Raw genomic sequence first — 25,148 nt, 5'->3', positions numbered from 1 at the left:
AACGGGAGTCAGTCCGAACGCCTTGTAGATGTCTGAATGAGTAGGTCGCCGAGGGTGACCGGGTGTTCGTGGCCAGATACCGGCTCATGAGCGGGCCGAGGTCGTTGTCGGCATGCCCGGCATTGGCCCGCTGCCGGGTGTCGAGTTCCTCGCTGCGATCGGTAGCGATCTGTCTTCGTTCGCCGGCCCGGACCGGTTCGCGGCCTTCGCCGGCCTGGCTCCGGCACCACACAAAGTTCCTGAGGACGAGAGCGCTGTAGGGGTGAGGGAAGGGCAATGCCCTGCATGGCATCGGTTTGTGTTGCCGTGTGGGCGTCGGCTTCGCGGGAATCTCGACCTCACCGTGAGGGTGAGAGGACACTCGACCTGTGACGAGGACTCCGCGGAGGAGTCCGACGGTGTCGATGACGATGCTGCGCTTGCGTCCGACGATCTTCTTGCCGGCGTCGATGCCCTGCTCAAAGGCAGGCACGTTGGTGGAGGTCCTGATGCTCCGGGAGTCGATGACACACGCGGTCGGTTCCTCCTCCCGGCCTTCCTGCCTGCGGACTTGGCGGCGGAGGAGACTTCGGACGGCGGTCAGCGATCGACCGGATTGACCTTGCCGTGTCCTGTTACGGCCGTGGACCGCGCTTCCGACCGCTCACGAGGGGGGTTCCGTCCCGGCCTGCTCGCTCACCAGGTACCGCGCGTACCAGTCCGGCCAGTCCGGGTCCTCCGCACCGATGCGCGCCTCGTGGTCACCGTGCGCCGCCGCGGCCCGCCGCAGGGCGCCCGCCAGGTCCTCGGCCGAGGCGAACGACGTGGTGGCGGGATCCAGCCGTCCCGGAAGCCGTGTGGTGACCTCCTGCAGGAGCCAGCCGTTGCCGTCCGGGTCACTGAACGACAGGAAGGAGCCATAACTGCCGCGTTGTGGATCAGGACCGGGCACCCGGGCGTCAGCGCCGGCGTGGTGGAAGAGGCCGCCTGCGTCGTGAAACACCTCGCTCGGGTCGGCGCCGCGTCGTATCAGCTCGTCATGGGCGGCCTCGATGTCGTCGACGACCAGGTGCAAGCCTCGAGCCGAGCCGGGGGCCTGATCGGTGACCGATCTGCCGAAGATGACCGACGCCGGGGAACCCGGAGGGGTCACCTGCACCACCCGGAAGTCCCCGTCAGGGGCGATGTCCGCGTCGAGCCTCCAGCCCAGTGCCGTGTAGAAGTCCTTGGCCCGGTCGACGTCGGACACCGGCACCACGACGACCTCGAGTTTCATGTCCATGGCTTGCGCCTCCCGTCTCGGAGGGGATGCCGGCGACGACCGGATCCGCGGTGGCGCCGGGCATGGAGGACGCATCCCGCGGCACTCGAAACGCGTTGCGAGCGCTTCGTCTCACGCCCGGCCCGGCAGCGCCCTGACGCCCTGTCGAACGGGCTGTGTCGTGTTCCAGCGTAGACACGCGTTTGATGAGGCCGCATGTGGACGCTCTCCCACTTCGCCGGCGGTGGATCACGAAAGGCGCCGGACGAGGCGGTGCTGCCTGTGGGAGCGCGCGCTCGACGGCCGACTGCGGCCTGGGCCGAGGGCAGTGGCAGTGGCAGTGGCAGTGGGCGGTCAGTGTGCGACGAGCTGCTGGCCGCCGTCGATGTCGTACGTGGCACCAGTGAGGGCGCCGTTGGCCATGATGTGCAGTGCGAGGGCGGCGACATCCGCCGGTCCGACCACCCGGCCAATGGGTAGCGTCTTCCTCAACTCCTCGCGCCGCGCCTCGAGTTGGTCACCGAGGAGGGAGGCCGACAGCGGTGTGTCCACGAACCCGGCCGCGATGAGGTTGACCCGGACAGGAGCGACCTCCAGTGCCAGGTTGGCGGTCAGCGCCGGCAGCGCCGCGGTGAGGGCGCCCATCACGGCCATCCCGGCCGCGGGCCGCCGGCCACCGGTGCCGCCGATGAACAGCAGCGTTCCCCCGGCCCTGACCTTCTCCCGGCTCGCCCGCGCCGCCGCCAGCATCATCGCGATACGCCCGCCGAAGTCATGCCCGGCCTCGGCCAGGTCGAGTTCGGCGATGGGGGTGTACGACGGGCTGCCTGCCGTGACCATCACATGGTCGACCTGCCCGGGCAGCTCTCCGAGAAAGCGCTCCAGGCGGTCGGTGTCCTGGGCGTCGAATGCGGCCGTGCTCAGCGGGTTCAGTTCGTCCGCCGCCCGCTCGAGGCGTTCGGCGTCGCGCGCCACGAGCACCAGCTCGCCGTCGGCCGCACGCACCTGTCGCGCGGTCTCCAGACCGATGCCCGCGCTGCCTCCCACCACCACGACCGTCTGCCCGGCCAGCCCTCCGCGCGCTCCCCCGGCTCCTCCATCGGTCCCATTCACAGGGGGTCACCACCCTCAGAACAAGGTTTCCGTACGTCCCTCCGCTCGCCCCGTATGATCGCCTCCACTTCGTCCGGGCGCTCGTTCTCCCGTTGTGCTCCCGCCCCCGGCGCTCATCCCTCCACTCCAACGGCGGCCCCGCGCCTCGCGGTCAAGAGGTTCGTGCCGTGCTCCTGCGCGCCGGGGATGCGCAGGATTCGCAGGCCAGCCGCCGAGGCGGGCCGGCCCGGCGCCCGGCCGACCGAACCCGGATGCCGGGGATTTGGCATTACGGGGAGCCCTTGCCGGCCCCGACGTTCACGATATCGACGAACTCATCTGTTGTGAGGATGGCGTGGGCGTACAGAGGCGCGTTGAGCTCGAATGTCGCTGCCATCTCCTCCCAGCTGAAGGAGGCGATGGCGTCGCGGACGAGGGTCACGTGGTAGCCCAGCTCCTGACCGAAGCGTGCGGTGGTGTCCACACAGGTGTTGGCCCGCATACCGATCAGCAGGATCTTCCGGATGTGGTGCTGCTTGAGCATGAAGTCGAGGTCTGTGTTCGCGAAGCCGCTCGAGGCCCAGTGCTGGCGCATGACGAGCTCGTCCTCGCGGGGGCGGAAGTCGGGGTGCCACTCGGCCCCCCAGCTGCCCTCGGCAAAGGTCTGCTGGGTCAGGATGCGCTGTTGGGTCGAGGACAGGTGGTCCCACGTGATGTAGTCGTTCGGCGTCGTCTGGTGGTGGGGCACGATGAAGACGCGAAAGCCCTGGCTGCGGGCCGTGGCGAGCATGGTGCGCATGTGGTCGAGCAGGCCGACGCCTTCCGCCACTTCCTTTGCTCGGGGCCAGAGCTTGCCGCCTTCGGAAAGGAAATCGTTGTACGGGTCGACGATCAGAAGAGCGGTTTGGTCCGGGGGGTACGGCGCTTCGGAAGTCATGAACACTTCCCATCTGGTCAGCGAACGAATCGATCGCTGCTGGGATGCAAGACGGAGTGGACGGCCAGGACAGGCCCCACGTCCTCTGGCGCAGACCGCCAACTCGAGCTTCAGTCTGTCACTCGTCCGGCCGAACGGCATCCGCGCCGGGTGGTACCCGGCCAGGTGAGCTGGACCGATCGTTGGACGGAAGCCGTTCCCGCGTGATCGTCCAGCGGTGCGCTTCGCATCGGCTCTCGCAAGGTCGATCATTCAGGGGCCTTCGCACCTCTGCGAGAAGGGGTCCTGACTCGTCTCCTCAACGCTCAGAGGCTGCTCCCGGATGGCATCCGTCTGCTGTTCATCGAGGGGGACCGCCCGCCTGCCCTCCAGCGCAACTACTTCGAGCGCCACGCCGACGAACTGCAGACCGGCAACCCGGGCTGGTCGCCTCCACAGGTTCGCGACGCTACGAGCCGGTACGTATCGCCACCGAAGATCGCTCCTCACGGCGCTGGCGCCGCAGTCGACCTCGCTCTCGTCTCCGCCATGCAAGAAGCGCGTCTTCGACCGTCAACAGCCCTTCCGGGGGCATGAAATGGATCGGCCCCCAGCCCGTGCAGCAGTCGGGAACAACTTCGGGTTCTGGGTGACCATCGCGTTGAAGTCCTCGTGGTCGAACGGGTAGTCGCTCGAGATTCCGACGTGCTCCGGGCCGACGAGGTCGACGGCGTAATCGATGTGCCGCACCATCGACTATGCCCGCGACACCAACTGACGACCCCGACCCCGGGCGTCCGCCGACCTGACAGGCGGCGGACCTCATCGACGCCGTCCGGCCCCGCGCGCCAGGCGCGGAGAGGCATCTTCGCCTCCTGCGGGCAGGACGGTTCCAGGTTCTGACGGAGCGTGAGAAGAAGAACAGCGTCGCTATCGCCTCGAAACGAGAGTTTCAGCGGCTGGACCAGGATTTTCACCGATCCTCGGCTCTGCGCGGCCATAGTCGATCGGCTCACCTTCGGCGGCAGCCTGATCCAGACCGGCACCGAACCCTGCCGTCTCGCCATCGCCCAGGCCCGGGCCGCAGCCCGGGACGCCACCGCAGGATGACGCCGTCCCGGAGCAATGTCAGGGCCGGGAGCGCCTCAGGCGCCGACCCAGGAGGACGGCTCCTGCGCCGGCGGTCAACGAGGCGGCGGCGATGCCGGTGAGTGCGGTCTCGGCCCGGGCGTCGTGAGTGGTTCCGGTGGCGGCCAGAGCAGGCCGGGCGGAATCGGCCGCCGTGGCGGCTTGGAGGACGAGGTCGGTGACCGCGTCGGGGTGGGAGATCATGGCCACGTGGGAGGAGTCGATCTCCACCATGTGTGAACCGGCGCGTTTCGCCTCGAAGCGTTCCTGGTCAGGGTTGATGGTCTTGTCCTGCTTCGCGACGAGGAACCACGACGGGATGTCCTTCCAGGCGGCCACCTTGGCCGTCTCCGAGAACGCAGTCGTTGCCGCGGGCCGTTGGGTGACCGCCATGACCCTCGTGGTGCTTTCCGGCAGGTCGGCGGCGAAGACCGGATGGATCCTGTCGGGCTTGAGGTACAGGTCTGTCCCGCTGACGCCACCGGCCCGGTAGGGGACGGACTTCGTGGCGGTGCCGAGTTCGCTGGGGAACTTGGCCCCCAGGGTCATTCCGCTCTCGCCCACGTCGGGCATCAGCGCCGACACGTACACCAGGGACTTCACCTGGGGGTTGCCCGCGGCGGCCGTGCTGATCAACGCGCCGCCGTATGAGTGACCCGCCAGCACGATCGGGCCCTTGATGCTGTCCAGCACGGAGGCGATGTAGGCGGAGTCGCTGTACAGCCCGCGCAGCGGGTTGGCGGGAGCGATGACGGTGTAGCCACGGCGCTGGAGCCGTTCGACGACCCCGTTCCAGCTGGAGGCGTCCGCGAACGCCCCGTGCACCAGCACGATGGTGGGCTTGGCCGTGGTCGTGCCATCGTCCGCGGCGACAGGGGCCGCCACGCCCGTGCACAGGGCCACGGCGCACCCGGCCGCCATGACGTGTGCGCGACGTATTCGGCGCCGTGAACCGGGGACCGGAAACGCTGCCATGTTGTTCTCGCTTTCCGTGAGTCCTACGGCATCTGAGAGTTCACCCATCCGCACCGGCAGGCGCAGCCACGCACTCCAACCGGGTGACAGAAGTGGGCCATGGGGGTGAATGTCGGAGGCAAAGGGTGTTCGGAACCTATGTTGTGCCCCTGTGCGCAGTCCCATGACCGTGCAGCGCCGTGCGCAAAGCACTGGTTCGACTGGCTTTCGGTCGTGGAAAGCGTGCCACTGCGCGAACTTCCGTTCGGCTCGAGGAGCAAACCGTCGGCTCGCCCTCCCGCACCGTTCTGAAGCGGTTCCCCGCCGGTCACCCCCGCGGCTCCTGGCCCGCCGACGAAAAGCGTCGGCGCGTCGTTCCTGCGCAGCAGGACGCGCGCTGGGAGAGGTGCAATCCGGGCTCCGGGCCGGAGGCAGCCGGAAGACGCCCGCCGCTCCCCCGTCGTGCCGGCCGGCACGACCGCTGCTTCCCCTTCCCGCCGTCAGGCTCTCCGACCCCAAATCGCCGCGCTCCCGCGTTCAGGCGGGCGGCCGGGTTCTCCGGAGCCGTCCTACGGCTTGGTCGTGGTCGGTCGCCGGAGGGCATGTAGGCGGTGAGGTGACTGTGTCGTGGGCGTGGCCGTCGGTGGGGTGCTGGCCGTGGACGTACGACGTCGGCAATGGCGGGCGGTCGGGGTGCACACCGCGACCCGGCTGAACTCCCCTGCCCCAGCGCCCTATTGCGTACCTGGTGTCTGTCGGTCGGCCTCGCCTGGTCGTCGATGCGGTGCGGTGCGGTGCCAACAGGGGCTGGGCTCAGGGCTGATGCGTTCTCAGACTGCGAGATCGGGAAGTGCGGTGGCGTGGTCGGGGCGTGACCGGTAGTGGCCTGTTGTGGCGGCGATGTTCGTCCAGCCAGACTGGCGGATGAGCCCGAGGTTCAGATTGCGCAGGGTGACCATGGCGCGAGGGGCGGTGCCGATGCGGACGCGGGAGGCGTCCTCGCGGAGGGTGACATCTCGCACGTGGTGCAGGGCCTCAACCGGCCGGTGGTCCCGCACGGGTTCGGCGAGGAGCGGGACGAAGACCGGGCCCGAAGGCTGGCAAGACGGTCAAGCGCCCACCACGGCCGAGGTCCGCAAGCGCCCCGCTGCGGTGCCGACTTCCGCGCGGATTCCGCGGCAGCATCTCGGGGTTTCGCCGACAGTATCCGAGTAAAGCCGTTGAACTGCCCGCCCTGCTTTGGGCATGATCAACTCTGTGGACACCTATCTGGAGACCGAGCGCCTGACCCTGCGCCGCTTCACTGCCGACGACGCGGACTTGCTGATCGAGTTGGACAGTGACGCTGCGGTGATGCGCTATCTGACCGGGGGCAATCCGACCGCCCCGGAGATTGTCCGCGAGCGCCACCTGCCAAACATCGTCGCCGGCTACGAGAAGTGGCGCGGCGATCTTGGACTGTTCGCCGCGCACGAGAAGGACGGCGGCGCGTTCATCGGCTGGTTCTGCCTGCGTCCCGAGCCGCAGGGCCCGCTGGACGAGGTCGAACTCGGCTACCGGCTGCGGCAGGCGGCTTGGGGTAACGGCTATGCCACCGAAGGCTCGCGGGCTTTGCTGGGCAAGGCGTTCACAGCACTCGGTGTGCGCATGGTCTGGGCTGAGACGATGGCCGTGAACCACGGCTCGCGCAACATCATGGAGAAGCTCGAAATGACGCTCGCGGACACCATCCCCACTCCCCCCGACATGGACATGATCGAGGGCTCCGAGCACGGGGGCGTGCGGTACGAGATCACCAAGGAACAGTGGGAGCAGCAGTAGCCACTGTGCGAACGGCCGTTCTGCATCCACAGGGCGAGCAGTGACCCCAGCCGGTAGCGGCGGCCTCGCACCCACCCGTCGTGGATCGGCAAGCCGGTCCAACACCTCGCACAGCGCGGCAAGTTCGGACATCTCTGCAGACTCGTGCAGCAGGTCGGCGTCCTCACGGCGGCGCTGGAGAACGTCGATCAGGGACGATGGCTCGCGAACGCGACCCTCTGTTCGTGATCAACAGCTTCGAGAACCTTGATCATCAAGGGTCACGTCCCTCGCAACCAAGCACGGACAAGCAGGCCATCAGAGCACGTCCGCGTGCGAGTTGCTCATCTCGCCGCGTGAGAAAGCACGCGCCCTGGTACAGGACGCGATGCGTGTCGTAACTGTGGGCCCGGACTTCCCTCAACATGTGCGCTTCCGGGAACTGCTGCCCTCCATATGGAATGGCGACGAGGACAGAGGTCTTCTCGGCAACGTGACGCTTGCGGTGTGTGACGGGGTGTGGGTGCCCGCTCGCGGCCTAGGGTCTGTCCGGCGGATCATGTGACCGCCCCGCGTTGGGATCATTGTTCTGGTCGTGGGGCGGGGCGATCTGACAAACGACGAGTGGGCGCGACTTGCGCCGCATCTGCCGAAGTCCGGGCACCGGGGCGGGCATTGGAGCAATCACCGGAAGGTGATCAACGGGATCCTGTTCCGGATCCGCACAGGCGTCCCGTGGCGGGACCTGCCGGAGCGGTTCGGGAACTGGAAGACCGTGTATGAGCACCACCGCCGTTGGTCAGCGGACGGCACTTGGGGCAGGATCCCCCATTTTATCCAGGCTGATGCCGACGCCCGGGGGTGGGTCGGCTGGAACATGGTGAGTGTGGACTCCACCTCGTGCCAGGCTCATCAGTACGCCGCCGGGGCGCCGCGCAGCACGCCACGGATCTCGAAAAGAAGAACAACGCCTCGGCAACACCGCCCCGACGAAGGACTCGGTCGTTCCCGGGGCGGTCTGACCTGCAAGATCCACCTTGCGGGGGGAAGGAGGCGGCCTCCGCCCGCTGGCCCTGTTGATCACTCCCGGCCAGTGGGGCGACAGTCCGCAGCTGATACCCGTCCTCAAACGCATCCGGGTCAAGCGGCCCGACGATGGTCATCCGCGCACGCGCCCCGACCACCTGGGCGGCGATAAGGCGTACAGCTCCCGCCAAAACCGCCGCTACCTGCGCAGACGCCAGATCAAGCACACCATCCCGGAGCCGAAGGACCAACGGGCCAACCGCCAGCGCCGCGGCAGCCGAGGAGGCCGACCCATGGGCTTCGACAAGACGATCTATAAGCGCAGGAACGAAGTTGAGCGGACGATCAACCGGCTCAAGAACTTCCGGGCCGTGGCTACGAGATACGACTGTGAGGATGTGGGGGTGCCGCCTCGGGCGGTGGTCTGGCCCGCGATACGACTGGCCCTGGTGCCTTGAGCTTGATCTGCCGACCGCCGTCTGAGGCGGTGCGTGCTGCCACCGAAACGGTGGGCGTGTCCCGATAGGGGCCTTCGCGACAGGCACCATCACAGTCCTGACCGCCACACCGTTCCGGCGTCGGCCACCGATGTTCCCGAGGCGATCAGGAGACAGGCGACCATGCCCAGCATGACTCAGCAAAGCCATCCACGTCACGACACGGCTGATCAGCACGAACACGTCCTGCTCGGAGTCGACACGCACAAAGACGTCCACGTGGCTGCGGTCATCACCAGCACCGGTCTTCTGCTGGACACGCGAGGCTTCCCCACGACCCGGGAGGGCTATCGCCAACTCCTCTCCTGGGCCCGTGCTTTCGGGCAGTTACAGCGGGCCGGGGTGGAGTGCACCGGCTCCTACGGAGCCGCCCTGACCCGTTATCTGCACCATGAAGGCGTCACGGTTACCGAGGTCAACCAACCCGACAAGGCCGCCCGACGTCGGCACGGCAAGTCCGACTCCATCGATGCGGCAGCCGCCGCCCGGGCGGTCCTCTCCGGCCGGGCCACGGCCACCGCCAAGACGACCGACGGACCGGTGGAGACGATCCGGCTGTTCAAGATGGCCAAGGCCTCCGCGGTCAAGTCCCGGTCCATGGCCATCAACCAGCTCAAGGCCGTACTCGTGGCGGCAGAGCCGGCTCTGCGGGAGTCCCTGGCTGGGCTGAGCAACCCCAAACTCATCCGCCGGTGTTCGCAGCTGCGGCCCGCGCCCGGCACGGGGCCGCAGGCGGCATCCCGCCATACGCTCCGGCTCCTGGCCAAGCGGATCCTGCATCTCACCGAGGAGATCAACGACCTCACGGCCCGGATCCGCACCGCGATCGATGCCTGCGCACCCAAGCTCCTGGGTCTCTACGGCGTCGGTCCGGACACGGCCGCGGCCTTGCTGACAGCAGCCGGCGACAACCCCGACCGCCTGGCCAGCGAGGCATCCTTTGCCGCCCTCTGCGGCGTCAGCCCTGTGGAAGCATCGTCTGGAAAGACCCAGCGCCGCAGGCTCAACCGCGGCGGTGACCGCCAGGCCAATTCAGCGCTCTACACCATCGTCATCGCCCGCCTGCGCTGGGACACGCGCACGCGTTCTTACGTGGAACGACGCGTCACCGAGGGTAAGACACGACGCGAAGCCATCCGATGCCTGAAACGCTACGTGGCCCGCGAGATCTACCAAGCCCTCCTCCCCTCCAGGAGGCAATCCCTGGCACCAGCCCCTGCCGATTGACATCCATAGGGGCATCAAGCGCGCCTACGTCTTCCACGGCACCGTCACCGTCGCCGCAATCCGACTCTGGCTCCGTTCCTGATCCGTTCTCTACGCATCATCGTGAAGATGATGACCGGGCCGCAGGACGCCATGCAGCTGGCCAGGCAACGTCTCGGGCAACGGCTCCTGACACACCGAGGCTGGCCCGGGCGTGTTCAACGTAGCGGCTCCGCGCATCCCGAAACTCCAGATACGCCTGATCCCAGTTCTGTTCGACCTCTGTGGCGATGCCCCGAGCCAAGCACTCCAACCGCCACAAACAGTGGTCCAGTGTCTTGGACGCGGTGTTTGCCTCTGTGTCACCAAGTAGCCCGAGTGTCTCCGACAGTGCAGAACGGCGAGACTCCAACTCGCCCAGCTCCGCCAGCACTTCGGACGTGGGCTCCAACGGCATTGGCCCTGACACCAAACCGCGGGCGGCAGCGATCATCTGATAGCGAGCCGCTAGCTCTTTGACGGCGTGGGCGAACTCGGCATAGGCCGTCAGACGGTGCTCGTCCCACCGCACAGCCTGTTGCCTGCGCCACCTCGTCCGCTCGTTCAAGCTGCTTACCAGGAACGACGTGACAGCCCCCAGGGCGACGCCCACGAGCGGAAGTATCTGTCCGGTCAGACTCACAATGGCCCCCGATCAAGTAGCACAGCAACTACCCGATCCTTTCCATGGCAGCCCGACAAGGCAACACCCGCCAGGGCAGCCAACGATGATCCGCCGGACACCCCCTAGTTCGGCGGAGCCAGGGTGCGTAGGACGTCGAACTCGTTGCCCTCGGGGTCTGCCATGACCACCCAGTTCCGGTCCGAGCCTTGGCCCACATCCGTCCTGGTGGCGCCGAGGCCGAGCAATCTGGTCACCTCGTCCTCGGTGCTGCCGTCGATCGGGCTGACGTCAAGGTGAAGCCGGTTCTTCACGGCTTTGCCCTCGGGCACCTGGATGAACAGAAGGGTGGGCGGCATCTGGCGGGCCCGAACATCCTCAACGGACGGCACCCAGGAGCCGATCTCGACCTTGCCCTCGCTCCGGTCGATCACCTTGAAGTCCAGGACCTCGCACCAGAAGGACGCGAGCCTCTCCGGATCATGGCAGTCGACGGCCAACTCAGTGAACCTACTTGTCATGGCTCTCCCAGATAGTGCGGACGGGACTCAGAGTATTGGCTCGTGTCGCCCGTCCGACAGATCCGGGATCTTCTTGACCAGGGACATCAGTCGGGCATGACCCGACATCAGATACATGTCAAGCTCCTGTGAGGAACAGGTCTGCGAAGAACAGGTTCCAGACACCGAGAGGCTGCACGCGTTGACCGGCATCAACTACACCGGCGTCCTCGATATCGGCAGGGCCACCACCGAGACCCTCGCGAAGCTGCTGGACGAACACCGTGAACGGCTCGGCACCCGCAAGGCCACCCGTGCGCTCGGCCCCTTCAAGCAGGGTGTGTTGGTCCTGCGCTGGTTCCTGGGCGAGACCCGGCTGGCCCAGCTCGCCCGCGACAACCACATCTCCCTGCCCGCGGCTTACCGCTACCTATGCAAAGGGCTGAACGTGCTGGCCGACCACGCCCCCGATCTGTCCACCGCCCTGGAACGCGGCACGGCGGCCGGTTACACACCTCAACCCCAACCCCAACCTCAACGGCACCGTCATCCGCACCGACCGCGTCGCCGGCCCCTGTGGCGCCGACCTGTGGTGGTCCGGCAAGCACAGCACCACGGCGGGACATCCAGGTCGTCTCCGCCCCCGACGGCTGGCCGATTTGGGCTTCCCCAGTCCGTCCCGGCCGCGAGCACGACACCTCCTGCGCTCGCACCCACGGCCTGGTCACCGCCCTGAACCGACCCGCCACCACCCTGGATGTCCCCACCCTGACCGACCTCGGCTACGAAAACGCCGGCGACGGCTTCCTCTCGACGGCCCTGACTGTCGGCGTCGCCCGGGCTGCCTTGCGCAGGCCCGTGGACACCGAGCCCGCGCGCTGGGTGACCCCTCTGTTCCGCCTGCAGCCCGGCCACGTGGGCGACGACGTCACCTTCACGCTGCCTGGGGCGCCCTGCCGGCTGCAACGGGCACTGGACGTCACCGCTGCCGCGCGTGCGCCGGCTCTGATCCTGCACCTGATCCCGCGCCTGGTGCCGGATCAGGCAACGTTCGCCCTGTTCGCGACCTCGCGACGCTGCCTGAGCCCCGCCTGACACAACACATCTGGCGGGAGGTGTTACGGACGGCATTGCATGTATCGCTCATATTAGGAGGCAAAGCTAAAATGGGCGTAATTAGCGCATAGAGGGAGGTTCATCCCCATGTCGACCGGGACACTTCTGGCGATCATCATCCCCGTCGTGGTGGTGCTTGCGCTGATCGCAGTGGCAGGCTTTCTGCTTGTGCGCCGTCGCCGTCTGCGCGAGCGTTTCGGTCCGGAGTACGAGCGAACGATCGAGGGTGCCGACAGTCGCAGGGCCGGCGAAGGCGAGCTCAGGGCGCGCGAGAAACACCACGACTCGCTGGACATCAAGCCCTTGGACAGTGGCGCCCGAGACCGATACAGCCGGGACTGGACCAATGTCCAGCAAGAGTTCGTGGACCGGCCCGAGGGCGCGGTGCATGATGCGGACCATCTGGTTACTTCCCTGATGCGTGAGCGCGGCTATCCCACCGAGAACTTCGAGCAACAGCTCAATGATCTCTCGGTCGAACACGGGCGCACGTTGGAGCACTACCGGGCAGCCCATGAAGTCGACGCACAAAGCACTGAGCACAGGGCGACCACCGAGCAGCTACGGGGCGCCATGGTGCACTACCGCGCCCTGTTCGACGAGTTGCTCTCCAACGGCGGCGGCCAAGCCCGCCACGCCCGTACCTGAACAACCTCACTCTCGTGAGATGCGGCCACCACGCGGCCAGGGACGGAGGAGACATGCAGAGCGACGGCAAATCTGACCGATCGAGCGGACTGTCAACGGAGGACCTCGCCCAGACCCCGGACCGTACCGACCGATCACAGGACGAAGCCGTAGAAGCGCGGAACGAGGCCCCAACCTTCCCCGGCGAGAGCACCCCCGTTCCGTCGGCCGAACGTTCCGAGACCGAGGGCGAGAAGACGGAAACGGACGTACCGGCCGAGGAGGAAGCCACCCAGCTCCTCAGTGCGGAGGACGAGGAAGGCTTCCGCTCACGCTGGCAAGAGGTCCAGAGCAAGTTCGTGGACGATCCGCGTGACGCCGTGCATTCCGCTGACGCGTTGGTCGCGGAGGTCATGCAGACCCTGGCCACGACGTTCGCCGAGCGCAAACAGGAGCTCGAAGAGCAGTGGAGCCGGGGCGAGCGGGCGGACACCGAAGACCTGCGCATGGCCCTGCGCCACTATCGGTCGTTCTTCAACCGTCTGCTCACTGCCTGAACGGCTGCGGAGCCCGACTGGGCGGGACCAGCCTGAAGAGGAATCGGAAGCGGCCAAGGGGCGTGACCATGATCGTCCTAGGCGTTATCTTGCTCATCATCGGCTTCGTCGCGAACATCGCGATCTTGTGGACGATCGGCATCATCCTCGTCGCGATCGGAGCCATTTTCTTCCTTCTCGGCTCCCTGGGACACGCGGTCGGAGGTCGGCGACATTACTGGTAGGCCCTGGAGGCACTGATGCCCGGTCGTCCGATCTGGAGCGGAGCGATCTCTTTCGGCCTGGTCACGGTGCCCTGCAAGCTCGAGGCAGCCACCGAAAGCCACAGCATCAGCTTCCGCCAGATCCGCATCGAGGACGGCGGCCGGATCCGCCACCGCAAAGTCTGCGAGTTGGCCAGGCGTCGGTCTCCGCCAGCTCCAGCGCCCGGTGAACCGGATCGGGCTGGCTTGTCCTGGGCCACGTCGTCCGCGCTCGCCGCCCCCGTTAATCAAGTCGTCCGGGTCGACGGCACGGCGCAGCGCCTTCAGCCAGGTCCCCCGGCCGGCCAGCTCCCTCAACAGATCCTGGGTTCCTTCCAACAGCGGCAAGTACGTTCCCCGCAACGCGGTGTGCAGCAGGGATTCTTCGGCTTCCACCGCACCGAAGTACTCCCCCAGCCCGAGAGCAGCTGCGACTGCTGCACAGCAGCGCTGCTCACTCTCCGCAGACGAAGCCGGCGACGGCCCCTCGCATGTGAGCACGTCCAGCGCGTCCCTACGGATGACGAACTGCCGCGTCCCTACGGATGACGAACTGCACGGACGGGATGTGAACTCCCGCTCGTCGGCGTCCTGTTCACGCTCCCCGGACTGACTCTCACCGGTCTCCTCACACGCATTTCGGGTCTGTGGGCCATCGGCTCATCCTGGCCGGGTCGCGCAGTATTTTGGGGTCATGGGATCCGTGGACCACCCTGTCAGCGGCCGCCGCCACAATGGGTGCCCAGCCAACCGGGCTCTGTGGATCCCGCCCCGTGGCTGGGGAATCGGGGCGGTGCCCGTTTCTATGCCATCGATTCAGTTTGGCGCCGAAGGCGGAGACCGCCGAGGAGTCGCTCGCGGGCCGAGCGCAGCCCCGAGACCGTGCCAGACGCAATCCGGTACGCCCGGGCGTACCGGGGACGGCGATGCAAGGCGAACCGCGTGCGCGCCGACAAGGCGCACGGCTTCCCCAGGAACCGCTCTCGCCTGTAACAGAGGCGGCATCACATCGCACGAGCCATGCCCATCAATGAAGAGAATCAACTTTCGCAACAGGCCCGTGTGCGCCGGCGCCGGCGCACACGTCGTCCTCAACGTGCGGGACGGCGCGCGGCCAGAAGATCGGCTGTGGGGGCGTGCACGACTTGCAAGCCCTGTGCCTCGAGTTCTGCGCCGATCTGCGAAGCGCTTGCCGGCCACAGCTCGAATGTCTCCCGCTGCTGGCGCAATACCCGTCCGTCTCGTTCGACGTGATAGGTGAAGACCATCCGCACGATCCCCGCATCGGGTTCTCGGGTGATGTCCGCGCCGTAGAGATCCGGGCCTACCCGGACCGGCCCGAGCCGTCCCACCTTCTCGCGCCCGGTCGGCAGTTCGGTGGGCGGAGGGTCGAAGAGCAGTAGCCCGCCGGGCAGGAGCGCACAGCTGACGGCCTGCCAGGTGGCGCGTCGGGTGGCGGGGTCGAGGCAGGCGATGACATTGGAGGCGACGGCCAGGTCTGCAACCTCCTCGAGTCCCGCTCTCTCGATGGACTCAGGGTGAAGGGTGACGCGGGCACGCTGGTCAGCGCCCAGACCAGCCAGGCGGGAGAGCAGGGCCGCGCGCATCGGGGCCGCCGGCTCGACAGCGTGGATCGGCGCGGCGGAGGCGGTCAGCAGGGTCTCGGTGACGATCCCGGTACCCGCGCCGACATCAAGGATCCCGTGCCGGGCGTGGCGGGCCGCCTCGGCGAAGCGCCGTTCTGCCGAACGGCGGTCGGTTTCGGCTTGGAGCAGATCGTAGAACTCGACAGAGACCGTGTAGTCGGCGCCGGACATGTCACTCACGGCACTGCGGCCAAACGAATCCGGGCGCGTAGCGGGCAGGGTCCGCGAGCGCACCACCGTTGAGACCGGCGAGGAGTTCGGCAACACCGACGTGGCCTTCCAGGCGCCGGCCGCGCGCAGGGCCCGCTCCTCGAGTCCGCGGGACGGCACCGCGACAAACGGCACCTTGGCCCGGGTCGCGGCCTGCACGCCCTGTGAGGCTGTCGCCGCCGGCGAACAGCGCTCGGGCCGACCCCACGCCCGCCTTCTTCAGAGCAACAGGCCTGCGATCAGGGGCGGGCCTGCCGCTGTCCACACCCTCCGCGCTGGTACCGGTGTCGAGCTTGTCATCCGCATCCATGACTCCGCACATCACCGCAAGGTCCCTCGCCGAGCCCAAGAAAGCGAGGACAATCGTCCAGCCGCGCCTCTTCAGCGTCCGCAGCAGCCCAGACGCACTGCCAAGGGGCCGCATGGGGGGCCAGAGCCGGGCGAACAACGCCTGATTCGCCGTTCTGACCGCCCGGGCCCCGCCACGGTCCTCACTATTGGCGGGCACGTTGTCCAGCAACTGGTCACCGCACCTGCCGCTCACTCCGTGGATGCGCGCTATCGCCCGACTGTGGCGGAACTGGGCAAGCGCCTCGATCCAGGCGATCGGGTGCCAGTGGCTCATGACGAGTGGAGGTCCATCTGCATGGAGCGGCGTCACGACCGACATCTGCTGCCTCCCTCGCTCGAGCCTCGTTTGCCTGTGTTCTCGACCCTACGATCAGCCCACCCCCACGGCGCGGTCCCCACGGCCGTTTGCCGGGGTTGATCAGGGAAACCCGCACCGTATGACACATCACGCAGGCGCTTGCTGCACGGTGGTGACCACCGGCACCAGCAGTGGCATTGGGCGCGCGTGCGCTGCTGCGTTCGGTGCCCGTGGCGACGGGTTCGCGCTGATCGCCCGCGGCCGGATCGGCCTGAACGGAGCGGTGCGCGAGGCCGCGAGCCGGCGCCGCGAAAGTGATCCTCATCGAAACTCGAACACAGCCTCGGCCGGTAGGAGCCGTGATCATGGGAACTGTGCCTGTACCAACCGACCCTGACGTCACCCCCGTGCCGCCGCCCGAACCCCCGCCACGCCCAGAGCCCCCAGACCCCGGCGAACCACCCGATGGGCCGAAACCGGTCGACCCGCCAAGCCCACCGGATCCCCCGACACCGCCCGGCTCACCCGTCCCGCCGCCTGAGCCGCCTGCGCCCCCCACCCCGGATGAGCCCGACCCTCCGGAGCCGAAGCCGGGCCGGCCTCACCCAATGGAGCCGCCGGACTGATGGACCCTGCGGGTGACGGCATTGGGCAGCACGCAGCCAACCGAAGGGCACGAACACCGGACGTGCCCACCCGCACGCGGCGGCGTGTCCACGGAGCTCCTTGCCCGACCGCCGAAGTTCCCATGCCCGTCACAGCCTCGCCCGGACCAAGGGGAACGAAGAGCGACCCCGGTAAGCCGGCGCCCATCCACCATCTGACAACGAGACCGAATGACAACGCCTCGCCCAGCACCCATGCCGGCGGCTCGCTCGACGAAGGAAAGACCGTTGGGGACGGGTGCATCCGATGCCCGTTGCACGGCAGCGCCTTCTGGCTGTCGGACGGCGAGGTCGTGCGGTTGACCGGCGACCGTCGTCGAGCCGAGTTGGAACGTAAAGGTGGCAAGCGGGCGGGTCCTCGTACGCTCGGCGACTCAATGGTCCTGACGCTTCGGCGGCTTCTGGCTGCGCACCGACGGAACTGCCATCCCCGACTGCGTGCCACAGGCAGTGAATCAACGGCCACGGAAACGGTCTGTGCGCATCAGATGGGGCGTCGGGTCAGGTGGGGTGCGCTTGGGAGACCACGGATGTGGCTTGCGCGATGAGGAGGGCAACGTCGTCGTGGTCGTCCGGGTCGCGCAGGGTGTCAAGGAGCCACCGGCAGGTTTCGTCGAGTGGTCTGCGGGGTTCGTCCAGGGTGTGCAGGAGAGTGTTCAGGCGCTCGTCGATGGGTTGGTGGCGGGTTTCGACGAGGCCGTCGGTGTAGAGGAGCAACCGGTCGCCAATATTCAGGTCGAACGCGGTGGTGTGGAAGGGGACACCGCCGACACCCAGGGGTGCCCCCGGGGGCAGCTCGAGCAGTTGAGGGTGCCGTCCGGGTGAGGCGAGGACGGGCGGGAGGTGTCCGGCGTTCGCGATGTGACACCGGTGGGTGTGCGGATCGTAGGTGGCGTAGATGCAGGTGGCGATGTAGTGCTCGATCCCGCAGGTGATCTTGTCGAGGTGCCGCAGGACCTCGGTGGGAGCCAGGTCGAGGTCGGCGAACGCAGATGTGGCGGTGCGTAGGCGGCCCATGGTGGCGGCGGCGTCGATGCCGTTGCCCATGACGTCACCGATCACCAGTGCGGTCTTGTCGCCCGCAAGGGGGATGACGTCGTACCAGTCGCCTCCGACCTCGCTGTATGCCTGTGCGGGTTGGTAGAGGGAGGCGACGTTCAGGCCGGTGGGCTGCGGGAGTTCGCCGGGCAGGAGGCTTCGCTGGAGGGTTTCGGCGGTGTTGCGGACGCTCTGGTACAAGCGGGCGTTGTCGATGGCGACGCCGGCACGGGCGGCCAGCTCTACGGCAAGCAGCACGTCGTCATCGTCGAACGGGAGCTGGTTGCGGGCCCGCAACAGGGCAAATGTGCCGAGGACCTCGTTGCGGGCGATCAGCGGGACCGCGAGGTAGGAGTGCATGCCCGCTTGGGCGAAGATTGCCGCGTTGTCGGTGCCGAGGGCGATGCGCTCCAGGTCCTTCTGTCCGGCGTGGGTGACGACGACGGGCCGTCCGGTGTGAACGCATTGGGTGATCAGCCGGTCCGCGCCGTACGGGGCGCGGTCGACGGTCTGCATGGCACCCGCGGCGGGAGTGGCATAGGCCGCGGACACGGCAAGCGAGCGAAACAGCTCCGGGCCCCTGGAGGGAGACGAGGGGCGCAGGGCCAGAGCGGCGTCAAGGACATCGACCGACGCCACGTCGGCCAGGTCCGGCACCGCTACCCCCACCAGTTCCTGGGCGATGTGTTCACTCTCCAGAGTCGTGCCTACACGGGCGGACGCGTCGGCGATCATGGTCAGGCGGCGCCGGGCCCGGTCCGCCTCGGCAGCTGCCCGGTGGCGTTCGCTGACGTCGATGACCGAGTTCGCCACACCGATCACCCGCCCGCTCGCGTCTTCCAGCCGGTAGTGCGACACCGACCATGCGTGATCGTGGTCCGGATCGGCGCGGGTGCGGCCGACGGTGTGCTGGTCGATCAGGGGAGCGCCGGTAAGCAGCGCCCGGCGCATCGCGGACTCGATCGAGTCGACGTCGAGGGACGTGAGGATGTCATGCGGGCGCCGGCCGAAGTGATCGGCCGCCGGTATGCCATTGATGCGCTCCAGCTCCGGGTTGACCAGCACATAGCGCAGGTCCGTGTCCAGCAGGGCGATGCCGATGGGAGCCTGCGAGATCAGGCGCTGTGACAGGGCCAGGTCAGTCTCCATCCGCTTCAAGGTGCTCTGATCGGCAGCGATGCCCAAGGCGTAGATGTCGCCGAGGTCGTCCACCAGGCGCATGTTGCGGAACTCCACCAGGCGCGTACTGCCGTCCTTGTGCCGGATCGGGAACGCGCCCGCCCAGCTCTCGCCGGTCCCCATCACCTCGGCGAACAGCCCGACCACCACGTCCCGCTGCTCCTCGTGGACCAGCAGCTTTGCCGCGTACCGGCCCAGAGCCTCCTCGGCCGTGTACCCGAACACCTCATCGGCCTGCGGGCTCCAGAACACGATCCGCCCACTGGCGTCCAGAACGACCGCAGCCACGCTGAGCAGATCGAGCAACCCTCCCGGCGGCGCCGCCCCCGCCCCGCCGTCCACCTCCCCCTCCCGCTCCCGCTCCGGGCGTGACTCGTGGACATCCATCCTGAAGAGCTCCCTCCTCAGCGCAAGCCCACTCAGGACGCGTGCTGCTTGAGGCCTTCCCTTCCATGCTGCTCCCGCAACCCCGTGTCCACGATCCGACAGCAGCGCGCGGCACCGCGGCACCCATACGTTTCCAAGCGCCGCGAACAGGAGCGCGTAGCTAGAGGGGCGCTCGGACAGCCACCGGTGAGGAGGCCGCGGCCGGCAAGGGGGATGGCCGCAACCAGGGACGGATCCAGTGTCCCAGCGGGTCGTGGCGAGGGTCGCCCCGGTGCGGGCGGCGAGGCCCCTGACGAAGGCCGCTCCGGTGAGAGGCTCGGCGTCCGGGATCGGGTGGTGCTGACGCGGCGAGCCCGTCACCCTCAAGGTGCGGGAGCGTCTGAGCGTTGCCTTGCTGCTACGGATTGTTGTGCAGTCGCCCCAGGCGGAGCGACTATGGGCGGTTCGAACGACGGGGCGACCGCATCCAGGTCATGCGCCGCAAGGCCCATCACCTGGATCAAGCAGCTGATCGAGCCACCGACACGGAGCAGCGGGCGCGGCTGAAGGCCAAAGCTCAGCGGATCAGACACCAGATCGACCAAGCGGGCATTCAGGCCACCAACTCGGTGGCCTGACCACGGGAGGCAGGGCAGCCGACTCCTCCCGAACCGGACGGCCCCGTTCGCTCATCCCCTGACCTGAAACGCTGGACAGGAACGCGACACGCACTGGGCCCTCCGTTTCGGCGGGTCCCCTCCTGAACCTCGAGCCGCTGCCGGACCGGCTCATCGACCTCCTGGACCGCCTCCTCAGCGGCGGGGCCGTGCTCACGGGTGATCTCGTGCTGTCCATCGCCGACATCGATCTCGTGCGGATCCAGTCCCGCCCGCGTGATGCGCCCCATGCGGAGGGGCACGAGACAGGACCCGGCCGGGTGGCGACTATGGGCCCCGGCCGGGTCCTGCGTGCGTGGGTGTGGCGGCTTGGCCGCGCTCAGTGCTCGTCGTCGCGCATCTCGTCCTCGCCGCGCTGACGAGTCATCTCATCCTGGAGGCTGTGCTTGAGATCCTCGGGGCCCTTGCCCCGTACACGCTCCTCGCCTGTGCCAGGGTGAGCGGGTTCGCGGTCTGAGCGGCGCGTGCGCTCCTGTTCCTCGCGGCCCTTGCCCGGTTCCTGGCGCTTGCCCCACATACCGCCCATGACGGCGACTCCTCTGAGACATGCGTGGATGGAGCTTCCTCCTTCCACACCGACACGCAAGGTGACGTACGCGCCATTTGAGTTACGAGCCGGCTCCAGGGTGTGCAGTCGCACTCGGCCCCACCTGCGGGGCCCGGGGTGGATCGCTCGACGGCAGTACCCGCTTCCACGTGGTGACATGCTGCGGTGGGGTACCAAAACAAGGCACATCAGACCAGGCCCCATCGACGCCGCACAGCGCGCGAGGGCGGGCGATGGCAATGCCCGTAGCGGTGGCTGAGACGGGCGCTGTGTCAGAAGTGGCGGTGTGCTACCTGCGGCGAAGCGTAGACATACCCGAGCCCAGCCGATCGACATCGATGCGCCCCTGGGTGACTATCCGCCCCCCACGGGCAGCGCCACCACATCGATCCCGGAGGGAATCCGCCTGTGCGCTGTCATCCTTCCCGGCCTTTGGAGTTGAGCGCCCGCCCGGATCGGCAGACCATCACTACGTGGCGGTACCTGGTGAGCAGTACGCGATCGCGGTCAGGGTGATGGCCTCTGTACCCGGGTTGCGGACCATGACCTGCCAACTAGTGGTTGATCGGAGCGTACCGCCGGGCTTGTGACCTTGGTTGTCGCGCGCCTTCCGAGTCGGCAGCCCGCAGGTCTCCCACCTGTACGGTTGCCAGGTGGTCGCGGGCTGCCGGAGCGGAACTCGCGTGGTCAAGCCTCCGGGTGTGTGACCCGCTCGATCACGCCGTACGGCCGATGACCTTTCCCGGGCCCCGGTCGGACGGTCGGATCAGCGCAGTCCGGCGAAGAGATCGTTCTCGGGTACGGCCGCGCCGGTGGCGTCCTTGACACGTACGAAGGTCTCCATGCCCATCAACTCGCCGAACCTCTCCTTGCCCATCTTGAGAAAGAATATGTTCTCGCCCTGACTGGCGTGCGCGGCCAGCGCATCGAACTTCTGACCGCTGAATGCGGTGGTGTCCACCCACGTGGTGATCTCATCGTCGGGGAGGCCGATCTCCGCCATCGCGGCGGCCTCCGCAGGATCCGGCTCCGGCATGTCCTCATGAAACTCGCGCAGGGTCTCCCCGAACCGCTGCATCATCGAGCGGGGCATCGTCGTCCAGTACACCTTCGGTGTCAGCGCGGTCATCTCCAGCGCCGCCATCGTGATGCGGTGGGCCTGGATGTGGTCGGGGTGGCCGTAGAAGCCGTTCTCGTCGTAGGTGACGACCACATCGGGCCGGTAGTGCCGCATGAGTTCCGCAAGTCGGGCGGCGCCCTCCTCCACGGGGGTCTGCCAGAAGGATCCGGGGGCGTCGTTGCTCGGCCAGCCCATCATCCCGGAGTCGGCAAAGTCCAGCATCTCCAGATCGCTGACCTTCAGGACGTCACAGCTCGCCTCAAGTTCTTGACGGCGCATCAGGGCGATGGCCGCCGGATCGTGCCCGGGGTCACCCGGCTTGACACCCCCCGGTCCGTCACCGCAACCGCCGTCGGTACACGTCACGAGAACCGTGCGGATGCCCTCCGCCGCATACCGCGCAAGGACCCCTCCGGTTCCGGTGGCCTCGTCGTCGGGGTGGGCGTGCACTGCCATGAGCGTCAAGGGCCGGTCAGTCATGAAACATTCCTCCTGCAGAAAGACGTCTTGATCCGAGCGCGCGGCGGGCGTACCGCGATCCCGAGGGCCCGGATCCCGCCAGGGTGAATGATCTTGTTCCCACCCGTGCGACGCCGGTCCCTCGATCGATGCAACAGTGCCGCCCGGACCGGCTGTTCCCGGCGAGGCCGATGGGCTTCCCAGGCGTCGGCGCGAGAACTCGAACACGGTACAGGCGCGACCTGCATGTCTCAGCGCCACGTCGGATCCGACTTCCCTCCGGCACCAGCCGTGGGATTCCGACACGAAATTTGAGACCCTACTGGAGGTCTCGGGGCACGTATCGGAGGTCCCTCACGCCGCACGCTGTCTGGTCCGGCGCCATCAGCATTGGGCTGGTCACGATCCCTATCAAGGTGACCACAGCCACGGAGGACCACAGCGTGCGTTTCCACCAGCACCACCTGGACGACATGGCCAGAGTGCGTACCAAGAGGTTCTGCGGGATCGAGGAGCGCGAGCTCGGCGCCGAGGAGATCGGCGAAGGGGATGAGGTCTCGAGGGACACGATCTTCGCGATCACTGACGAGGACCTGTCCGACCTGCCCCTGCCCATGGCGAAGGCGATCGAGATCGTTTCTTTCGTGCCGTACCGCGACATCGACCTCATCCGGATCGGCGAGGTCCACTACGTCGAACCCGACGGCCAGATAACTGTCAAGCCGTACACGCTCCGTCGACCCGCCGCGCGGGGCGTGACAGAGTGCGGGTATGGCCGACCTGAAGCGCTACCGGCTCACCCTCACGAACGCGGGCGCTGTCGTCATGCAGGGAGCGTGGCCCGATCTCGCGAGCGCCGAGCGGAAATTCACCTCGTGGATCGGCAGCTACAGCGCCATAGCCGAGGCGAAGATCGTCCTCTCGGAACGGGGCGGCGACAACTATGAGGCCATGAAGCAGTGGCCCGACGACCAGGCGTAGCCACCCGTCGTTGTCAGTGCCTGCCTGCGCCTTCAGGCTGACCTTCATCTATCCGCTCTGCACGCGCACGCGTCCATGCTGGCGTACAAGGGTGTCCAGCGGTGGGCGTCGATGCCGAACTCGCCTCCTGGGCCGATCATGAATCCGTAGGCCATGGACACCCGGCAGTCCCCGGCCGGAATCAACCAGCCGTCATCCGCTCGGTCTTCGGGAACGTCGGCGTTCAGAACGCGTGGGCCGCCCTCGTACGCGGGGGGCCGGCGGCAGAGCGATGCCACCCCAGCGATCCTGGAAAGCCACGGCGCGGTCGATCTCCGCAGCGGGTATCCCGTGACTGAGCCACACGTCCCGGTTGCGCCGCATATCCGGCCGAGGCGCACGCAGCCCGTGCACCTCAACGAAGCACCGGGCCCGCCGGCTCAGACCTTCAGGCGCCATAGACACACGTGCGTCTTCCATCACGGCCGCCCGTCGCAAGCGAGGGCCGGGGGCTCGGCCGTGTAGTTCATCAGCGGCTCAGGGCGGTAGACGCCACAGCACGCGCAGGTGAATCCGAGACCACTGGTCATGGCATGGAGCCTAGTGAGGGCCTCGGCGCCTCCGGCCGTCCGGAGGCGCCGAGGCCCTCAGACCATGCGGAGGCGCCGAGGCCCTCAGACCGTGCCGGGTCGGGACCGGTACAGCTGGGTGTGGTACCGGCCCGCGGTCTCCAGCCCGATCGGGTCGTGACCCGCGAGACGAACCTGCTCGATGGCGTAGCGCTGCTCCGCCGGACCGGTGAACAGGCGCTGCGGATAGGTCCGCGCCGGGTCCGTCTCCGTGACCAGCCCGAAGGTGCTCAGAGCGGCGGCCACCGGGTGATACGGCACGGTCCGCAGCACGAACGCGTACACCCAGACCGGGACCTCGGCACACTCCAGAAGCGCCTCGAAGGTGCTCTTGGTGATGTAGCCGATGCCTCCGGTGACGGTGATCAGCCCGCAACGCTCGACGGCGCGCCGCAGGCCTGGTCCGGGCGGAGCCTGCTCCAGGTTTTCGCCATAGCCCTCGTCGAGCAGGCCGACGTCGAGGGCATATCGGACGGCCTGGTCCGCCGCGTCGAGTCCGATGACCGGTGTCGCGTCCGGGCGGCGCCGTGAGACGTAGAACTCCTTGTCCACCTCGATGAGTTCAGCGGTGGTGAGGGATTCCGCCTCGGGGCCGGTGTAGTGCTCGTACAGCTCGGCGAGCGTGAGGTCGTGATTGAGCAATGCGGCGTTGATGCCGTAGGAACAGCACAGGTCAAGCACCGTGACGGGGCCGTCCGTGCCGTGGACGGCTGCCCGGTCGGCCCGGGCGCGACGGAATACTTCCTGGCCATGGTGCGGGATCTCGTACTCCAGTGGTGCGAGCCCGTGGAAATAGGCGCGCGGATCCGGCTGATTGTAGATGTCGTCGAACCGGGCCTTGCCGGGTGTGGTGATACTCGGCCGTCCTGAGCTCATGCGGCACACCTCCCGCGGTGGGGGACAGCTAGCGCTACGCGGATCAACGTCTATGGGACCCGTGGTGGGGCCGGTAGAAGCGCGGGGCGAAACCGGCCATGTGCCCGTTCTCACCCGGCATCGCCGGCATGCGCTCCGGCCGGTGGGTGTCAGGGCCCACGGCGAACGCTCGACCGCGCGACGTCGTCAGACACGGCAGGTCATCGCGCCAACCGACGAGGTCTGCTGGACGATCCATCATCGCACTGCCGCTGCCGCCACGCTCGTCGACGTCCTGCCGTTCGTGCTCAGCATCGCGGCCGCCGTCGCCGCCCCGGCGCGCCCGCCGACCCCGTCAGCCGGGTCGCGCCCGCAGCTCCCAGGGAGTACAGCGGGCGTCCGCGGCCTGCCGAGTCTCCCGCCGTCAACGGCGGGAGATGGGGAGAACCTGCGTGGCGCCGATGTCGCACTGGGCTGACCAGCGCTTCGAGGTTGTGACACAGCTTCCAAGCAACCCGCAGCCACCAACGAGCACCGCCCTGCATCAGCCACCAACAACCGCCGAGGGCTCCGTCGTGCTGCCCGG

22 protein-coding genes and 8 pseudogenes are annotated in these 25,148 nt (G+C 67.7%); 17 read left to right on the top strand and 13 right to left on the bottom strand.

The features are described 5' to 3' along the window. Nucleotides 1-112: 112 nt before the first annotated feature. Nucleotides 113-220, top strand: a pseudogene (locus OG698_RS45275) (transposase); the annotation flags it as partial. A 144-nt stretch (nucleotides 221-364) separates the two neighbouring features. Here the strand turns inward: OG698_RS45275 and OG698_RS45270 are convergent. The 5 genes and pseudogenes from OG698_RS45270 to OG698_RS45250 form a co-directional block, all read right to left on the bottom strand. After that, a pseudogene (locus tag OG698_RS45270) lies at nucleotides 365-547 on the bottom strand (IS5/IS1182 family transposase); the annotation flags it as partial. Nucleotides 548-643: 96 nt separating this feature from the next. After that, entirely contained in the window at nucleotides 644-1,261 is a 618-nt protein-coding gene (locus tag OG698_RS45265; RefSeq protein ID WP_406110070.1) for a VOC family protein, read from the bottom strand. 333 nt (nucleotides 1,262-1,594) lie between these two features. Beyond that, a complete protein-coding gene (locus OG698_RS45260; RefSeq protein ID WP_406110068.1) occupies nucleotides 1,595-2,353 on the bottom strand; it encodes an SDR family oxidoreductase in 759 nt (252 codons plus the stop codon). Nucleotides 2,354-2,621: 268 nt separating this feature from the next. Continuing rightward, the gene (locus OG698_RS45255; protein ID WP_406110066.1) at nucleotides 2,622-3,269 is read right to left on the bottom strand and encodes an isochorismatase family cysteine hydrolase; all 648 of its coding nucleotides are present in this window, start codon (nucleotides 3,267-3,269) and stop codon (nucleotides 2,622-2,624) included. A 552-nt stretch (nucleotides 3,270-3,821) separates the two neighbouring features. Further along, entirely contained in the window at nucleotides 3,822-4,001 is a 180-nt protein-coding gene (locus OG698_RS45250; RefSeq protein WP_406110064.1) for a membrane dipeptidase, read from the bottom strand. 137 nt (nucleotides 4,002-4,138) lie between these two features. Between OG698_RS45250 and OG698_RS45245 the strand changes: the two are divergent. Beyond that, nucleotides 4,139-4,358 (top strand): annotated as a pseudogene (locus OG698_RS45245) (ATP-binding protein); the annotation flags it as partial. Between the two features lie 18 nt (nucleotides 4,359-4,376). Here OG698_RS45245 and OG698_RS45240 read toward each other — a convergent pair. Continuing rightward, nucleotides 4,377-5,351, bottom strand: coding sequence for an alpha/beta fold hydrolase (locus OG698_RS45240; RefSeq protein ID WP_406110062.1), 975 nt, complete (start codon nucleotides 5,349-5,351; stop codon nucleotides 4,377-4,379). Nucleotides 5,352-6,160: 809 nt separating this feature from the next. After that, nucleotides 6,161-6,352: a hypothetical protein gene (locus OG698_RS45235; RefSeq protein WP_406110060.1), complete on the bottom strand. Its 192-nt coding sequence runs from the start codon at nucleotides 6,350-6,352 to the stop codon at nucleotides 6,161-6,163. A 235-nt stretch (nucleotides 6,353-6,587) separates the two neighbouring features. On the opposite strand from OG698_RS45235, the gene OG698_RS45230 reads away from it, so the two are divergent. The 4 genes and pseudogenes from OG698_RS45230 to OG698_RS45215 all read left to right on the top strand — a co-directional run bounded on the left by OG698_RS45230 (nucleotide 6,588) and on the right by OG698_RS45215 (nucleotide 9,880). Continuing rightward, nucleotides 6,588-7,151, top strand: a complete 564-nt coding sequence (locus tag OG698_RS45230; RefSeq protein ID WP_406110058.1) for a GNAT family N-acetyltransferase — start codon at nucleotides 6,588-6,590, stop codon at nucleotides 7,149-7,151. A 574-nt stretch (nucleotides 7,152-7,725) separates the two neighbouring features. Then, nucleotides 7,726-8,118: pseudogene (locus tag OG698_RS45225) on the top strand (IS5 family transposase); the annotation flags it as partial. A gap of 6 nt (nucleotides 8,119-8,124) precedes the next feature. After that, nucleotides 8,125-8,545: pseudogene (locus tag OG698_RS45220) on the top strand (IS5 family transposase); the annotation flags it as partial. Nucleotides 8,546-8,785: 240 nt separating this feature from the next. Beyond that, entirely contained in the window at nucleotides 8,786-9,880 is a 1,095-nt protein-coding gene (locus tag OG698_RS45215) for an IS110 family transposase (RefSeq protein ID WP_406100911.1), read from the top strand. 765 nt (nucleotides 9,881-10,645) lie between these two features. On the opposite strand, the gene OG698_RS45210 is transcribed toward OG698_RS45215, so the two are convergent. Beyond that, nucleotides 10,646-11,041: a VOC family protein gene (locus OG698_RS45210; protein ID WP_406110056.1), complete on the bottom strand. Its 396-nt coding sequence runs from the start codon at nucleotides 11,039-11,041 to the stop codon at nucleotides 10,646-10,648. Between the two features lie 181 nt (nucleotides 11,042-11,222). Between OG698_RS45210 and OG698_RS45205 the strand changes: the two are divergent. The 6 genes and pseudogenes from OG698_RS45205 to OG698_RS45180 form a co-directional block, all read left to right on the top strand. Further along, nucleotides 11,223-11,827 (top strand): annotated as a pseudogene (locus OG698_RS45205) (transposase family protein); the annotation flags it as partial. Between the two features lie 51 nt (nucleotides 11,828-11,878). Beyond that, the gene (locus tag OG698_RS45200; protein WP_406111784.1) at nucleotides 11,879-12,115 is read left to right on the top strand and encodes a hypothetical protein; all 237 of its coding nucleotides are present in this window, start codon (nucleotides 11,879-11,881) and stop codon (nucleotides 12,113-12,115) included. Between the two features lie 108 nt (nucleotides 12,116-12,223). After that, nucleotides 12,224-12,784: a hypothetical protein gene (locus OG698_RS45195; protein WP_406110054.1), complete on the top strand. Its 561-nt coding sequence runs from the start codon at nucleotides 12,224-12,226 to the stop codon at nucleotides 12,782-12,784. Between the two features lie 53 nt (nucleotides 12,785-12,837). Then, nucleotides 12,838-13,320: a hypothetical protein gene (locus OG698_RS45190; RefSeq protein ID WP_406110052.1), complete on the top strand. Its 483-nt coding sequence runs from the start codon at nucleotides 12,838-12,840 to the stop codon at nucleotides 13,318-13,320. A gap of 68 nt (nucleotides 13,321-13,388) precedes the next feature. Continuing rightward, nucleotides 13,389-13,544 carry a DUF6131 family protein gene (locus tag OG698_RS45185; protein ID WP_406111643.1) on the top strand — a complete coding sequence of 52 codons (156 nt, stop codon included), beginning with the start codon at nucleotides 13,389-13,391 and terminating at the stop codon, nucleotides 13,542-13,544. A gap of 15 nt (nucleotides 13,545-13,559) precedes the next feature. Continuing rightward, nucleotides 13,560-13,724, top strand: a pseudogene (locus OG698_RS45180) (Ku protein); the annotation flags it as partial. A 929-nt stretch (nucleotides 13,725-14,653) separates the two neighbouring features. Here OG698_RS45180 and OG698_RS45175 read toward each other — a convergent pair. Further along, nucleotides 14,654-15,577 carry a class I SAM-dependent methyltransferase gene (locus OG698_RS45175; RefSeq protein WP_406110050.1) on the bottom strand — a complete coding sequence of 308 codons (924 nt, stop codon included), beginning with the start codon at nucleotides 15,575-15,577 and terminating at the stop codon, nucleotides 14,654-14,656. Nucleotides 15,578-16,692: 1,115 nt separating this feature from the next. Between OG698_RS45175 and OG698_RS45170 the strand changes: the two genes are divergently transcribed. Further along, nucleotides 16,693-17,280 carry a Rieske 2Fe-2S domain-containing protein gene (locus OG698_RS45170; RefSeq protein ID WP_406110048.1) on the top strand — a complete coding sequence of 196 codons (588 nt, stop codon included), beginning with the start codon at nucleotides 16,693-16,695 and terminating at the stop codon, nucleotides 17,278-17,280. Here OG698_RS45170 and OG698_RS45165 read toward each other — a convergent pair. Further along, complete coding sequence (locus OG698_RS45165) at nucleotides 17,234-19,336, bottom strand: SpoIIE family protein phosphatase (protein ID WP_406110046.1); 2,103 nt, start codon at nucleotides 19,334-19,336, stop codon at nucleotides 17,234-17,236. The genes OG698_RS45170 and OG698_RS45165 overlap by 47 nt on opposite strands. A 386-nt stretch (nucleotides 19,337-19,722) precedes the next feature. On the opposite strand from OG698_RS45165, the gene OG698_RS45160 reads away from it, so the two are divergent. Both OG698_RS45160 and gvpJ read left to right on the top strand, forming a co-directional pair. Then, nucleotides 19,723-19,953, top strand: coding sequence for a DUF6381 family protein (locus OG698_RS45160; protein WP_406110044.1), 231 nt, complete (start codon nucleotides 19,723-19,725; stop codon nucleotides 19,951-19,953). A gap of 122 nt (nucleotides 19,954-20,075) precedes the next feature. Beyond that, a complete protein-coding gene (gene gvpJ, locus OG698_RS45155) occupies nucleotides 20,076-20,351 on the top strand; it encodes a gas vesicle protein GvpJ (protein ID WP_406111641.1) in 276 nt (91 codons plus the stop codon). On the opposite strand, the gene OG698_RS45150 is transcribed toward gvpJ, so the two are convergent. Together OG698_RS45150 and OG698_RS45145 are read right to left on the bottom strand one after the other, a co-directional pair. Further along, nucleotides 20,312-20,518, bottom strand: coding sequence for a hypothetical protein (locus OG698_RS45150; protein ID WP_406110042.1), 207 nt, complete (start codon nucleotides 20,516-20,518; stop codon nucleotides 20,312-20,314). The two genes, gvpJ and OG698_RS45150, sit on opposite strands and share 40 nt — an antisense overlap. 787 nt (nucleotides 20,519-21,305) lie before the next feature. Beyond that, nucleotides 21,306-22,139 (bottom strand): PIG-L family deacetylase, encoded by an 834-nt coding sequence (locus tag OG698_RS45145; RefSeq protein WP_406110040.1) that lies wholly within the window; start codon nucleotides 22,137-22,139, stop codon nucleotides 21,306-21,308. 128 nt (nucleotides 22,140-22,267) lie between these two features. On the opposite strand from OG698_RS45145, the pseudogene OG698_RS45140 reads away from it, so the two are divergent. Both OG698_RS45140 and OG698_RS45135 read left to right on the top strand, forming a co-directional pair. Continuing rightward, nucleotides 22,268-22,834 (top strand): annotated as a pseudogene (locus OG698_RS45140) (Ku protein); the annotation flags it as partial. Between the two features lie 55 nt (nucleotides 22,835-22,889). Next, nucleotides 22,890-23,099, top strand: a complete 210-nt coding sequence (locus tag OG698_RS45135; RefSeq protein WP_406111782.1) for a hypothetical protein — start codon at nucleotides 22,890-22,892, stop codon at nucleotides 23,097-23,099. Nucleotides 23,100-23,752: 653 nt separating this feature from the next. Here the strand turns inward: OG698_RS45135 and OG698_RS45130 are convergent. Further along, a complete protein-coding gene (locus tag OG698_RS45130) occupies nucleotides 23,753-24,583 on the bottom strand; it encodes a hypothetical protein (protein WP_406110038.1) in 831 nt (276 codons plus the stop codon). Nucleotides 24,584-25,148: the final 565 nt, after the last annotated feature.

The sequence above is a fragment of the Streptomyces sp. NBC_01003 genome, assembly GCF_045162695.1.
Taxonomy (GTDB): domain Bacteria; phylum Actinomycetota; class Actinomycetes; order Streptomycetales; family Streptomycetaceae; genus Streptomyces.
This window is presented reverse-complemented; position numbering and strand designations above follow the sequence as displayed.

What these genes read in the sequence shown, in the direction of transcription:
- OG698_RS45195 (WP_406110054.1), top strand. Translation starts at nt 12,224, where the DNA reads ATGTCGACCGGGACACTTCTGGCGATCATCATCCCCGTCGTGGTGGTG.
- OG698_RS45165 (WP_406110046.1), bottom strand. Translation starts at nt 19,336, where the DNA reads ATGGATGTCCACGAGTCACGCCCGGAGCGGGAGCGGGAGGGGGAGGTG.
- OG698_RS45130 (WP_406110038.1), bottom strand. Translation starts at nt 24,583, where the DNA reads ATGAGCTCAGGACGGCCGAGTATCACCACACCCGGCAAGGCCCGGTTC.
- OG698_RS45150 (WP_406110042.1), bottom strand. Translation starts at nt 20,518, where the DNA reads ATGGGCGGTATGTGGGGCAAGCGCCAGGAACCGGGCAAGGGCCGCGAG.
- OG698_RS45255 (WP_406110066.1), bottom strand. Translation starts at nt 3,269, where the DNA reads ATGACTTCCGAAGCGCCGTACCCCCCGGACCAAACCGCTCTTCTGATC.
- OG698_RS45185 (WP_406111643.1), top strand. Translation starts at nt 13,389, where the DNA reads ATGATCGTCCTAGGCGTTATCTTGCTCATCATCGGCTTCGTCGCGAAC.
- OG698_RS45215 (WP_406100911.1), top strand. Translation starts at nt 8,786, where the DNA reads ATGACTCAGCAAAGCCATCCACGTCACGACACGGCTGATCAGCACGAA.
- OG698_RS45170 (WP_406110048.1), top strand. Translation starts at nt 16,693, where the DNA reads ATGGACCCTGCGGGTGACGGCATTGGGCAGCACGCAGCCAACCGAAGG.
- OG698_RS45250 (WP_406110064.1), bottom strand. Translation starts at nt 4,001, where the DNA reads ATGGTGCGGCACATCGATTACGCCGTCGACCTCGTCGGCCCGGAGCAC.
- OG698_RS45135 (WP_406111782.1), top strand. Translation starts at nt 22,890, where the DNA reads ATGGCCGACCTGAAGCGCTACCGGCTCACCCTCACGAACGCGGGCGCT.
- OG698_RS45240 (WP_406110062.1), bottom strand. Translation starts at nt 5,351, where the DNA reads ATGGCAGCGTTTCCGGTCCCCGGTTCACGGCGCCGAATACGTCGCGCA.
- OG698_RS45265 (WP_406110070.1), bottom strand. Translation starts at nt 1,261, where the DNA reads ATGGACATGAAACTCGAGGTCGTCGTGGTGCCGGTGTCCGACGTCGAC.
- OG698_RS45145 (WP_406110040.1), bottom strand. Translation starts at nt 22,139, where the DNA reads ATGACTGACCGGCCCTTGACGCTCATGGCAGTGCACGCCCACCCCGAC.
- OG698_RS45210 (WP_406110056.1), bottom strand. Translation starts at nt 11,041, where the DNA reads ATGACAAGTAGGTTCACTGAGTTGGCCGTCGACTGCCATGATCCGGAG.
- OG698_RS45190 (WP_406110052.1), top strand. Translation starts at nt 12,838, where the DNA reads ATGCAGAGCGACGGCAAATCTGACCGATCGAGCGGACTGTCAACGGAG.